The 13874-nt window shown below is 22.3% G+C and carries 10 protein-coding genes, 1 tRNA gene, 1 rRNA gene and 1 other RNA gene; all 13 read right to left on the minus strand.

Annotation, left to right across the window (positions count from 1 at the left end):
- A 16S ribosomal RNA gene (locus N3A58_03445) occupies nucleotides 1-118 on the minus strand; the annotation flags it as partial.
- A gap of 366 nt (nucleotides 119-484) precedes the next feature.
- Complete coding sequence (locus N3A58_03450) at nucleotides 485-2029, minus strand: aspartyl/glutamyl-tRNA amidotransferase subunit A (protein ID MCX8058455.1); 1545 nt, start codon at nucleotides 2027-2029, stop codon at nucleotides 485-487.
- Nucleotides 2030-2087: 58 nt separating this feature from the next.
- Entirely contained in the window at nucleotides 2088-2378 is a 291-nt protein-coding gene (locus N3A58_03455; protein MCX8058456.1) for a hypothetical protein, read from the minus strand.
- 115 nt (nucleotides 2379-2493) lie between these two features.
- Nucleotides 2494-2830: RNase P RNA component class A (gene rnpB / locus N3A58_03460), an RNA gene on the minus strand.
- The gene (locus N3A58_03465) at nucleotides 2828-3550 is read right to left on the minus strand and encodes a C4-type zinc ribbon domain-containing protein (GenBank protein ID MCX8058457.1); all 723 of its coding nucleotides are present in this window, start codon (nucleotides 3548-3550) and stop codon (nucleotides 2828-2830) included. The genes rnpB and N3A58_03465 overlap by 3 nt, the downstream gene beginning before the upstream one ends.
- Before the next feature lie 173 nt (nucleotides 3551-3723).
- Nucleotides 3724-5532: an RNA polymerase sigma factor RpoD gene (gene rpoD / locus N3A58_03470; protein ID MCX8058458.1), complete on the minus strand. Its 1809-nt coding sequence runs from the start codon at nucleotides 5530-5532 to the stop codon at nucleotides 3724-3726.
- Between the two features lie 165 nt (nucleotides 5533-5697).
- Complete coding sequence (dnaG, locus tag N3A58_03475; protein ID MCX8058459.1) at nucleotides 5698-8190, minus strand: DNA primase; 2493 nt, start codon at nucleotides 8188-8190, stop codon at nucleotides 5698-5700.
- Between the two features lie 159 nt (nucleotides 8191-8349).
- On the minus strand, nucleotides 8350-9630 hold the full coding sequence (locus tag N3A58_03480) for an OmpA family protein (protein MCX8058460.1): 1281 nt from the start codon (nucleotides 9628-9630) through the stop codon (nucleotides 8350-8352).
- Between the two features lie 170 nt (nucleotides 9631-9800).
- Nucleotides 9801-9923, minus strand: a complete 123-nt coding sequence (locus N3A58_03485; GenBank protein ID MCX8058461.1) for a hypothetical protein — start codon at nucleotides 9921-9923, stop codon at nucleotides 9801-9803.
- Between the two features lie 14 nt (nucleotides 9924-9937).
- Complete coding sequence (locus tag N3A58_03490) at nucleotides 9938-10285, minus strand: YraN family protein (GenBank protein MCX8058462.1); 348 nt, start codon at nucleotides 10283-10285, stop codon at nucleotides 9938-9940.
- A 102-nt stretch (nucleotides 10286-10387) separates the two neighbouring features.
- Nucleotides 10388-11470 carry a peptide chain release factor 1 gene (gene prfA / locus N3A58_03495; protein ID MCX8058463.1) on the minus strand — a complete coding sequence of 361 codons (1083 nt, stop codon included), beginning with the start codon at nucleotides 11468-11470 and terminating at the stop codon, nucleotides 10388-10390.
- A gap of 46 nt (nucleotides 11471-11516) precedes the next feature.
- Nucleotides 11517-11590 (minus strand) — tRNA-Arg (locus N3A58_03500).
- A 99-nt stretch (nucleotides 11591-11689) separates the two neighbouring features.
- A partial coding sequence (locus tag N3A58_03505) for a response regulator (GenBank protein MCX8058464.1) occupies nucleotides 11690-13874 on the minus strand: 2185 nt, incomplete at its 5' end.

A 13874-nucleotide genomic window follows, 5' to 3' on the forward strand; every position in this document is an offset into this window, starting at 1 on the left:
ACTCACCAGTCCGCCACTCGCCGCCCACTGTATTGCTACAGCTGCGCTGCCGTTCGACTTGCATGCTTAAGACGCACTGCCAATGTTAACTCTGAGCCAGGATCAAACCCTCCATACACTTCTCTATCTGTGTATCGATAGGTTTAATTCTGAAATGCTAAAGTTTCCCAAAGGTACTTTATAATAAGCATATACTCTTAAATATAAAGAGCTTTCAGCGAAATTGAAATTAACATTTTAAAAAATTTTGTCAATAAATCTTTTATTTTTTTTTGAAATTTTTTTAATTTTTAATTAAAAAAATTAATTTCTATTATTAAACATAAAATTAGATATTTTTAAAAAATTACTATATAATCATTAATATATTATTAATATTTATACTCTTTTCTTTTATTAATTAAAATTTCCATTAATAATTTTTATTTATTACAATAAATTAAATTTAATCTTTGATTTATATTTATAAATTATAAAAAAAAATTCAACTATTATACTCAAGATAATTTACAAATTCTAATAAATAGTAATCTTTATATTTTTTACTCATAAATTGAAGACCTATACCTGTCTTATTATCTCCATTAATGCCAATTGGAATTGAAATAGATGGAACTTCTAAAATATTTGCAATTACAGTAAAAATATCTGATGCATAAATATCTAAAGGATCCATTTCTTCACCTATCTTTTTTAAGTAAGAAGGTGTAGTTGGCAAGCAAATTAAATCATAAAAATCAAATATTTTATCAAATCTCTCTTTTAATAAATTCCTTAAAACTAAAGCTTTCTTATAATACATATCTTTATAACCAGCAGATAAAACATAATTCCCTATATTTATCCTTCTTTTAACTTCTTTATTAAAATACTTATATCTTGTATTAGAAACAATCTCAAAAACATCTAAACCTTCTGATCTTTTTTTCCCTATTCTCAATGAATCGTATCTAGCTAAGTTAGATGAAGCTTCTGCTGGAGCAATTATGTAATATATTCCTAGAATATCATTAAAATCATACTCAATTTCAATTTCAAAGATATTTATTTTAAGTTCTTTTTCCAAAAATCTAATATAATCTTTATATATTTCTTTTGTATATTTACAAGAAATATACTTATCAATGTTCTTAAAAACAGCTATTTTATTAGGCAATTCAACACTATTAATAAAATCCTCATAAAATTTATAAATATTATTATAATTTATATCATTCTTTACTTTATTAAAATAAAAAAGATCCTTTTCAATAGCAACTTTAGTCATATCATTTCGAGTAAATTGTGAAATTAAAGAAAAAACTAAAATCATATCAAATGCTGATTTAGTAAAAATACCAATTTGATCTAAAGATGATGCAAATGCAATAAGACCATATCTAGAAATTGCTCCCCAACTGGGTTTGAAACCATAAATACCACATAAAGAAGCTGGTTGTCTTACTGAACCACCAGTATCGGAACCAAGTGCTATAGGGACCATATCTGCTGCAACACTTGCTGCAGAACCACCAGAAGAACCACCTGGAATATATTCAAAGTTTAATGGGTTTTTAGTAGGGCCATAACATGATGTTTCAGTAGTTGAGCCCATAGCAAATTCATCCATATTTGTGTTACCAATTATATTGCAGTTTGCTTCAAGTAAAAAATTTACAACATCTGCATTATAAGAAGGAATATAACCCTGAAGTATATCAGAGCAACAAGTAGTTTCCAGTTTATTAAAACAAATATTATCTTTTATAAGAACTGGAAGATTTTTGAAAATAATAAATTCTTTACTTTCTTCTTTAGTATTATTTGAATCTATTCTATTTTTAGTTTGAAATTTGAATTTTAATTTTTTTTCATATTTTTTATTTTTTAATAAATAGTTTTCATCAGCATCATTTTCAATGTAATCATTATTAAAGTGAACAATTGCATTTATTTCTTTGTTTAAATTATTTATATTAATCTCATAATTTTTAAAAAGAGTTTCTTTTTCATTATTTAGAAAAAATGATCTTTTAAAAACTTTTTCCATTAATATCTCTTTTCTATTTTTATTAAATAATTTACTCTTTATCTATATACTCTCATCTTTATCTTTCAACAACTATTGGAACAATGCAAAAATCATCCTCTTTTTCAAAAAAATTTCTAATTATATCCTTTCTTAAATTATTTTTAATTTCAATATCTTCTTCTAAAGAATTAAATTCTATTATATTCCTATTTTTAATAAGATAATCAGAATTAACATTACTTGAATATTTATTTATACATTCAAAAAACTTAATTATTTTTTTTAAATCATTTTCTAAATCATTTTCTATATTAGAAATTCTCGATAAATATTTTAACTTTTCAATATCAAAATCTTTTTTTTCCATATAATATTATGCCTTTTTGATTTTTATTAACTTTAATTATACAATTTTTAATCATTTTAAAACATACTATATTAAAATACTTATATTTTTAGTAAAATCTTATATTATAAAGTTATTCATAAGGATGGGATAAGCTGAATTCTGTTTATTAAATCATTTATCTATTCAGATAAGTTACCTTATCTGTTCATGCACCTTTTAGAATTACGCCTGATTGGCTATTCTTAGGTTTGCTAAAACCAGGGTTTCCTTAATTTATAGTTTTATAACTATAAATTGTGATCTCTTACATCACATTTTCACCTTTTCTTTTTATAAGTAGTTTATTTCTCTGTACTTTCCTTATGATTTCTCATAATGGCAATTAACCATTGGTTTTATCTTTTATAGTTCAGACTTTCCTCAAAAGAGAAACTAAAAAATTTCTCTTTTGCGATTTATTCCCATCCTTATGATAAATTTATTTTTTCCTCATCGTATAAAACTCTAGAACAATATGGACAAAAAACAATATTCTTATTTAGTTTTACTTTATTAATAAAATCAAGAGGCAATATTATATTGCATCCAGAGCAACTATTTTCATGAATAGGGACTATTCCTTTCATTTTCTTATTTATAAGAATTCTTTCAAATTTTTCAAAAATATCTTTAGGTACCATAGAGTAAATATCATTCTTTTCTTTCTCTTTTTCTTTTAATTCAAGAATTAACTTCTCCATTTCTTTTTTAACATATTCTTCTTCTTCTATTATATCTTTACTAATGTTCTCTATTATATTTTCTTCAGATTTAATTTTATTATTTTGTTCTAATCTTAATGCTTTTTTCTTTTCTATCTCTTTTTTATATTTCTCTATATTTGAGATAGTATCAGTTAATTCATTATAAATAATCTCAATTGTTTTATAATTTTCATTGTCAGCTTTTTCAAATTGAATCTTTTTTCTTTCCTCCTCCTCTAGTTTAATTTTCAAATTATCAATTTCGTCATCAAGCTTTTTTATCTCTTCACTGTATAATTCAATATTTTTTTTAGCTCTTTCTAAGTTTTTTTTATTCTCATTAAGCTTTTTAGGCAAATTGTCAATCTTTTCTTGAATAAATCTAATATCTTTATATATTTCTTGCACTTTTAACAAATTTATAAAAATATCATTCACTTTATTCATTAAAAACTCCTTTTTATATTAATATAAATTTCTAAAAAAATTAAAATATAAAAACTAACTCAAATAAAAATTGAATTATTAAAAATGATTTTAGGAAAAAGTTTCTATAAATTTTTTACTGAGTTCTATTTAACAAATTTTAATAAAAAATCAATAAATTAAGTAAAATAAGACTAAATATATTCTTTAAAATCTTCAAACTTAGAAACTCTTGATGGATGAGAAAGTTTTTTTAACGCTTTTGCCTCTATCTGCCTTATTCTTTCTCTTGTAACTTCAAATCTAAAACCAACTTCTTCAAGAGTTAAAGAAGCCCCATCCCTTAATCCAAATCTGAGCTCTAAAACTTCTCTTTCTTTAGGAGGTAAATCTTCTAAAGCTTCATATATTTTTGATTTCATTAACATATAATTTAAATTATTTTCTGGAGAATCACCTGATGTATCAACTACAAAATCAGAAAGATAGGATTCTTCATCTTCTCCTATTGGTGTTTCTAAAGAAATAGGATCTTTTGCTATAGCTTTTATGTTTTTAATTTTAGAAACAGGCATCTCTAAGCTTTGAGCAATTTCTTCATCAGTTGGTTCCCTCCCATATTTTTGAGTTAAAGTTTTTGTTTCTTTTAAAACTTTATTTATAAGCTCTATCATATGAACAGGAACTCTAATAGTTCTTGCTTGATCAGAAATAGCCCTTGTTATAGCCTGCTTAATCCACCATGTAGCATAAGTTGAAAATTTAAAACCTTTTTTATACTCAAATTTTTCAACTGCTTTTATTAAACCTATATTACCTTCTTGAATAAGATCAAAAAAATGAAGACCTCTATTTGTAAATTTTTTAGCAATTGATACAACTAGTCTTAAATTTGCTTGTACAAGTTTTTCCCTAGCATCTTTTATTTTATTTTGACCATCATCAATTATTTTAAATTTCTCGATAAAATCCTCTATAAAATCACCTGTTTCCTCTTCTATAGAATTTATAGTAGATTTAGCTTTTTCTATAAGCTCTTTTATTAAAAGTTGCTCCTCAAAAGTAATTTTATATTGATCTAATATTGCTTTTATCGATTTAATATCTGTAATAACATTTACTTTATTTTTATATGGAGTAAAATCAATTTTTTCATATTTTTTCTCAATTTTATTTTTAGAATTTCTTAAAATATCTCTATAATTACTATAATAACCTCTAAAATGATCTATTATATTTGTTAACTCCTTTTTAGAAATCTTTAATTTTAAAAATTGTCTTTTAAATTTTGAAAATAATTCTTCAAGTTCTTCTTTCTCTTCGTTACTTAATCCTCTATTTTTGATTTTATATGATACAAGTTCCTGAATTCTTTTGTAATTTTGTGCATATATTTTCTGGAGTTGATGAAAATTTTTTTCAAATTCTTTCTTTTCTTTTAATCCTTCCTCTTCATTTATTTTAATATCTAACTCAAACAAATTAATGTAATCAATTTCATCTTTTTTATCAATAGCTTTTTCTTTAAAATATTTTAATGTAAAAAACATTGTAAGTAAAACATTAATAACTTGATCTTTACCATTATCAATCTGCTTAGCAAGCTTAATTTCCTCTTCTGGGTTTAATAAGTCAACTTTACCAATCTCTTTTAAATAAAATCTAACTGGATCACTTGAAAGAACCGAAAAATCAGTTTCAACATATCTTTCTTTTTTTTCTTCTACTTCTTTCTCTAACCCACTATCTATTTCTAAAACTTTAGAATAAAATTTATCACTTTTACCATTAATTTTTTCTTTTTTTGTTAAAAAGTTCTTTCTCTCTTCAACAACTTCTATATTTCTTTTTGAAAAAAATGAAAATAGTTCATCCATAACTTTTTCATTTTGTAATTCTTCAGGAAGTGTTTCGCTTAATTCATCATAAGTAATCTCTTTAGTTTTTTGAGCTAATTCTAATAAATCTTTAAGAATTGGGTATTTGTCAAGAAGTTCACTCATAATATTTAACTCCTGTTAACACTTTTTGATTTTTTTTGATTTAAAAAAATGTAAGGTTCAACTATAATTATAACTAAAATAATTTAAAATATCAAGACTTTATTTTAATTTTTAAATATTTTATTTTAATAAAATTATATTTTAAAATTATTTTTTAAATTAAAATTAATTTAAATCTTTAAGTTTAGAAAGAAGTTGCTGTTTAATAATTTCTAATTCATTTTTTTTATTTACTAGCTCATCTTTTTCAACTCTAATTTTTTCAAAATATTTTTCTTTACCAGAAGATTCTTCTTTATTTATTTCATTATTAAATTCTTTTAGTTCCCTATTTAATAAATCAATCTTTTCATTTATTAATTTAATATTTTTTCTAGTTTTAATAAGTTTGATGTAAAGCAAAAATTTTTTTAATTTTTTTTCTTCAAAATCAAAAAGTGGATTTTTATTTATTAAATTAAAATAAAGCTCAAGTTCTTCAACTCCTTCAAGTTTTAAATAATAAAAAAAATCCTCATAATTTAATGAATTCAATAACAATGAATAAATATTTCTAAAATAATGAATATCATTTAGTCCTACATATTCCTTTACATTTTCAATTATATAATTATTCTTAATTAAAAAATAAATAAAAAATCTTTCAAAATTAAAATAATCTATTTCTACAAAAAAATCTATAATATCAGTATATTTTTTATTTTTTATTTTATTTAATTTAGAATTCAAATCAGAAAATTTTTTCAGTAGATTATCTCTTTCTTTTTCAATTAAATTAATACTGTTTTTTCTTTGATCGCTATTTTCAGAAATAACAATAGATTCATTCTTTATTTTACTCTCTATCAAAACTATTTTTTTTCTTAAGCTTTTTAATAATATTGAATATTTTTTAATATAAAACTTCTTAATAATTTTAATAAAATCTTCTTCTGGGTTTCTTCCAATATCAAAATTATAATCATTTTCTTCATTTTTATCTTTATCAAAAATTAGCGATTCCCCTATTATATTTTTAATATCTTCATATATTGAAATATCTTTGACTTTTTCATCTTCCTGTTTATCAAATTTTGATTCAAAATTTATAAAAGTATTTTCTTCAGAAAAAAACAAACTAAATACTTTAGAATGATCAAAAGAATACAAGTCAATACTTTTAATAAAATTATTATAATTTATAATAAAAGATAAAGCTATTTTATTTTTAACTAAAAGTTCTAAATGTTTTTCTTCAATAATATCAAATAAAATTTGCAAAAATTGAGGATTAAAAAATAAAAATTTACAAAGGTCTTTTTCAAAAATATTTGGTTTTTCTATATTATTATTTCCACTTAATTTTTGGAGTTCAGAAATTCTTTTTCTAAAAATTTCCCCCTTATTTCTGTAATTAATGAATAATTGGTATAAATCATCCTCTTTTAAGCTATAATCAATTTCAGAAATTTTCTTAAATATAAATCTTAATCTAATATCATCATCAATATCTTTAATATTTTCAAAAAAATTCTTCAATATTTTTTCTATATTTCTATTTTTATTTTTGATATCCAATATAGTCGAAAAATAAATAGAATATCCATCAAAAACTTTACTCAATAATTCATTGTAATTATGCCCTTTATTAAAAAACTCATCAATATCCTTTGAATCATCAGGTAATTTAACAAAATATGGATAAACTATTACATCTGATTGAATTATAAGCAACATAGCTCTTAAAAAAGCATTAAAACCAGCCATATCATTATCAAATAAAAAAAATATTTTATCAACCTTTCTACTAATAATTTTTATATGGTTCATCGTAAGGGATGTTCCCATAGGTGCTATAGTGTAAGAAAGCCCATTTTTTGAAGCTGTTATTACATCAAAATAACCCTCTACAAGATAAACATTGTCTTCCTCTTTCAAGTTTTTAATATTATTAATATTGAAAAGCAAATTTTGTTTTTGAAATATAGGTGTTTCTCTTGAATTTATATATTTTGGTAAATTTTCATCTTTTATAATTCTACCCGCAAATGCTACAGTATCCCCCCATAAATTTTTTATAGGAACGATAATTCTTTTTTCAAAAAATGGTTTTAAACTATAAGGAATACTAATTATAGAATATTTATACAAAAAATTTAAATCTACTTTAAATTTTGATAATATAGATTCAAAAAATAATTTTTGATTTTCAGGAGCATACCCTATTTCAAAAAATTCTATAGTCTTCTGATCAATACCTCTATTTATTAAATATTCATAAGCCTCTTTACATTTTTTTAAACTTTCGTAATAGAAATTTTTTACTTCCGAATAAATTTTGATAGCCAAATCTTTCTCATCCTTAGTTTTATCAAGCTTTCTATCATTGTCAAATTCTACCTCAATATTTAAAATTGAAGCAAGTTTTTTAATAGAATCTAAAAAACTTAATCTTTCTATTTTTTGAATAAAACTTATAACATCACCAGATGCTCCACATCCAAAACAATGAAATATTTTTTTTTGATCATTTACATAGAATGAAGGTGTTTTTTCGTTATGAAATGGGCATAAACCTTTATAACTATTTCCTGATTTTTTCAATTTTACATAAGACCCTACTATATCAACTATTGAAAGATTATTCAATATATATTCTTTAGCTTCATTAAATTTCATACATTATTAAAATAATTTTTGATAAAAATTGCTATCTATGCTTTGAACTAAATATAATTGAAATATTAACTATAATTTTAATTTTATATTATAAAATTTTTTTAAATTGTATAATTCTTTTTAATTTAATTTGTGGAAATAAAATATATCATTGAATTTTTAATAATCAACTATAACTATTTGAACTCTTCTATTCTTTTTTCTATTTTCTTCAGAAGTATTTGGAACTTTTGGAAATTGTTTTCCATAACCTATATATGAAATTAGGTTTGGATTTACAAAGCCCATTTTTATTAAAGCACTATAAACAGCATAAGCTCTTCTTCTAGAAAGATCTAAATTATAAGAATCTGAACCAATGTCATCTGTATGCCCCTCAACAATAACTTGATATGATGGAAAATATTTTTTTATTATATTTCCTATAATTATCAATTTTTCTAATTGATCTGGTTTAATTTTATCAGAATTATAATCGAATAAAATTTCTCCTAAATCAATAACAATACCTTTTTTTTCATTTCTTAATTCAATATCTTTAAAGTTTGGTGGTAAATCTTTTTTAATTTGGTTTATAATCTCATTTTTCTTATTATCATCCCATTTCCTTATTATTTCCATTCCACCACTTGAAGTTCCAGAAAATCTATATCTTGTTCCATCAGCCATAATTAAATAAAGGTCATAAACCTGCTCAAAATATGGAGCATAACCCTTTTCAATATCCCAGTAATAATAAACTGAAACATTACCTCCAAAATATTGAGGCACATTTTTTCCAGTTTTCAAATAATAACTTAGCAAGTTTTCTTTTTGAAATGGATAAGACATGTCATATTTTGCATTAATTAGTTTATATATTTTCCCATCCTTAATTTTATCCCCTTCAAAGGTATAACAAACAAATATTGGTATTTTAACAATAAGAGAAGAAAATCCTTCAGCAAAATTTTTAAAGTCTTGAATCTCTTCACCTAAAAACCACCAACTATAACCTTTTTCAATATCAATTTGAGGAAAAACTGGAGCATTTCTTAAAGTTGGGTAAAGTGATTCCTTGGAAAAGACCATCTCTCCATTTTCTTTTTGATAAAATTCTACCTCTTGCATATCAAAAAGAGTTTTATTTGTATCATCTACCTCATAAAAAGAGTATTTGCCATTAATTAATGCTACTTTTTTTACCTCATCAAAATCCTTGACAAATAATTTTGACAAAGACTCTACATTCCATACTTTTGCAAGTTTTTCATCCACATAAATATTTTGTTTAGTAATTGAATAAATTTGGATTATATCATCTTTTTTAAAATTAAATTTAAATATTTCAGACAATAGTGAATCAACATGAACTAATAAAAAAACAATAATTAAAAATAAATTTTTTACTTTAAATAAATTTTTTATCATAAAACTTTTATTATCTTTTTTAATCTTCATTTTTATACCTTAAAATTTTTATATTAATTATAAATTAAATATTATAAATTTCTACACAACTTTATTTTTTTATAAAAAAAATTAATTCAATAAAAATAGCAGAAAAAAAATCATTCTATTAAATTTTTTAAAATAAAAACTCGAAAAGTAAAAAAAGGAGTGAGAAATTTTTATAAAAATAGTTTAAAAAATATAATGATTAATTCTTGCGACAATTTGAAAATTGCATCGTTAAGATAGTCTTCTTCATTTATGGCCTTCTTAAGCCATAAAATCCTCTCCTCTCTTGTCATAATTAACATCCTTGTTAAATATTTTTAAGGTGAGATACCCTAAAATAATTACCCTCCATGGTAATTATTATAGCATCAAATCTAAAATTTTCAAATATTAAATCTTTATTATTTTTAATAAAATATAATCCACTTTTTTGAATTTTTAATTTCTTTTTCTCATTAATGTTTTCGTAAGCTTTAAACTTATCTGTAAATGCCCCTTTTACTTCAAAAAAGACCAGATTCTCCTGATCTTTTCCTATTATATCAATTTCTCCAAATGGTGTTTTATAATTCCTTTCTATTATATCTATCTTTTTCTCTTCTAAAAATTTACAAGCTATATTTTCAAAAAACTTTCCTTTATCCTTTTTATTCATTTTATTTTTCGACTGTATTTTAAAAAATTAAATTTTATAAATTAAAATAAAAAAATTTAATAATAAATAAAATTTTATTAATAATATTAGCATAAAATTTAATCAAATTGACGATTGTTTTAATAATCTTTCTTTTTCATCAACCATTAAAGCTTCTATCATCTCGTCAATTTCACCATCCATAAATTTTGGTAAGTTATAGAGAGTTAAATTTATTCTATGATCAGTAACTCTTGATTGAGGGAAATTATAGGTTCTTATTTTATCTGATCTATCTCCTGTTTTTATCATTTCTTTTCTTTCTTTTGCTAGCTCTAATTCCTTTTTTTCCCTTTCAAGTTCATTTAATCTTGCAGCAAGAATCTTCATCGCTCTTGCTTTATTTTTTATTTGAGATTTTTCATCTTGACAAGTAACAACAATTCCTGTTGGAATATGTGTAATTCTTACAGCAGATTCAGTTTTATTAACATGTTGCCCCCCAGCTCCAGAAGCTCTAAAAACATCTATTTTTAAATCATTTGGATCTATTTTAATTTCATCTTCTTCAATTTCAGGTAAAACAACAACAGAAACAGCTGATGTGTGTATCCTTCCTGATGCTTCTGTTTCTGGAACTCTTTGAACTCTATGAACACCCGCTTCATATTTTAAAAAAGAATAAACATTTTCGCCCCTAATATTAAATATGATTTCCTTAAAACCACCAAGTCCTGTTTCATTCATTGAAATAATTTCAGTTTTCCAATTTTTCCTTTCAGCATACCTTGAATACATCCTGAAAAGATCAGCAGCAAAAAGTGCAGCCTCTTCCCCTCCAGTTCCAGCCCTAATTTCCATTATTACATTTCTTTTTAGGTTTTCATCCTTAGGAATAAGTAAATATTTTATTTCTTCTACTATATTTTCAATATTTTTTTCAGCTTGAGCAAGCTCCTCTTTCGCAAGCTCAACTATTTCTTTATCATTTTCCCTTGAAATAATATCTTTTGCTTCTAAAATAGATTTTTTGAGATTAAAATATATTTTTATTTTTTCTACAACTTCTTCCATTGATGATTTTTTTTTTGATAATTCTCTATAATTAGATTGATTTGATACTATTTCTGGTAAAGAAAGTTTATCTATTATTTCATTATATGAATTAAGAATCTCTTGCAGTTTTTTCTCAAATAAATCTTCCATATTATAAAAACCCCTAACACTTTTAATAGTAAATAATAATAATTAATACCCCCGAGACGGCTCGAACGTCCGACCCGCAGTTTAGGAAACTGCTGCTCTATCCTGCTGAGCTACGGGGGCTTTATATTTGTAATCTCTTTTTTTATATCAGAAAATTAAGGTTTGTCAAATTAACATATTTAATAGCAATAGAAAATTAATAAATTTATAGAAATTTTATTAAATATTTTTATAAATCTCTTCAATTAGTTCATTAACTGAAAATGGTTTAAAAATAATAGGAATTTTTTTTTCTTTTATTTCCCTAGCTAATCTTGTATTTATATATCCGGTCATAAAAATAATTTTTACATCTTTTTTCAATTCTTTAATTTTTAAATATAAATTCCATCCATCTATATCAGGTAAAATTAAATCTATTAAATAAAGATCAAAATCTTCATTTTCTAACACATCAATAGCTTCCTTATAATTACATACAACTTTAATTTGGAAACCCTTTTTTAGAAGCGTTTTACAAAATACTTCAGATAATATTTTGTCATCCTCTATAAATAAAATTTTCTTTATTTCTTTCTGTATTATTTTACTTAAATCATCATCATTTATTAGATTTTGAAAGTCTTTAGAAGTTTTTTCATCTTTATAATTAGAATCAGATTTATAAGCATAAAAAAATAAAATAAATTCATTCCCTTTCTTAATATTTGAATTAATATGTATGAAACCATTTGATAATTTTATAATTTCTAATAGCTCTTTAAAAAGAATTTCTTCTTTTGATTCTAGCTCAAAGATTGAATAATTACTTATTTTTTTTATTAGTTCGTTTGATAATATCTTTCCATTATCTTTTATTCTAAAAACAACATAATTTGCAGGTTTTAATTTACCTGAAATTATATCAACATCAGATTCTACATTAATTTCAGTTACATCAAATTCAATAATTCTTTTTTCTCCATCAAAATACTCTTTATCATTAATATTTTTTATACAAACAGAAAAAATAGATATTAATAATAAAAATAAATATTCCTCAGAAATATAAAGAAAAGATAAGTTTTCATCAATGTAATAACAAAAAGTAGAGTTTTCAGGAAAAAGTGTTTTTGATATATTTATGATTTTATATAAGAAATTATTTAAATCAATTCTCTTTTTAATAAAATCCTTTTTACCTATAAAATAATTTAATATTAAAATATATAAGTTTATATCTTCTAAGATTTTATTTATTTCATAAATTTTTTCCTTAAAAAAGTGTTCTTTGTCAATAAATTCTTCTTTTTTAGATTTATTTTCTATAGAACTTGATTCTTTAGCACATTTTAAGAGAATCTCTTCAACATTTGATTTTACTAAAGAGAGATAATTAGAAAATAAATGATGTATATTTTCAAAAATAATTGTAAAGATTTCAAATTTCCCTGAATCAATGTTATTATTTAACAAATTATAATAACTACTTAATTCTTTGCCAAAGGAAATTATTTGAACCAAATTATCATTCGAGTCTGTCTCAAAATAATTAAACCATTGTACTTCAATATATTCCCCATTAGCCTTTTTTATTTTATTTATAAACTTAGGTATGAATTTTGCTTTATTAAAATTTCTAAAAAAGTTCTTTTCAAGAAATTCCCTTTCTTCTTTATCAATAAAAATGTCAAAATAGTTTAAATTTAACACATCCCTTCTGTCATAACCTGTAATTTTTAAAAAATATTCATTAATATTCTTAATCCTAGCATTTTTATCTAAAATTATACCTAAAAATTCAATAGTCTCAAATATATTCAAAAATTTACTCTCAGATTCATAAATATATTCTTTTATATATTTAACATCAGTTATATCATTTAAATAAAAAGTTATCTTATTTAAAGATTCTTTTTTACCATTTAATAAAAACCATCTCTCTAAGTTATCTACCATAAACCTTATTTCAAACTCAAAGTTATCTTTAATCTTATCTAAGTATAAAATAAATTTTTCAAAAATTTCTCTATCTTTTATATGAATATAATTTCTTATTCTATTTAAATCTATTAAGAAACTATTATCCCTTTTTTCTATAATATCTTCATCTTTTATTTTAATTAAGCTTTTAGTATTTTCATCTATTAAAAAGATATTTTCTCCAATATATTCAACAACTCCTATCTTGCTTATATCATAATAATATAAATATTTTTTGATTTTATTATATTCGATAACATTAAATAGATCAAAAAGTAGTAGAACTGAAATATAATTAATCATTAAATTAGTTATAAATCTAATAAATGTAATTTTATAAAAAATTGGATTATAAATATTTTCAAATATAAAATCTTTATTAATTATATTTATTAAAACTAATAAAGAGTAACCTAAAAAGAGAAAAGCATAAATTTTAAAA

The sequence above is a fragment of the Spirochaetota bacterium genome (assembly GCA_026415295.1).
Taxonomy (GTDB): domain Bacteria; phylum Spirochaetota; class JAAYUW01; order JAAYUW01; family JAOAHJ01; genus JAOAHJ01.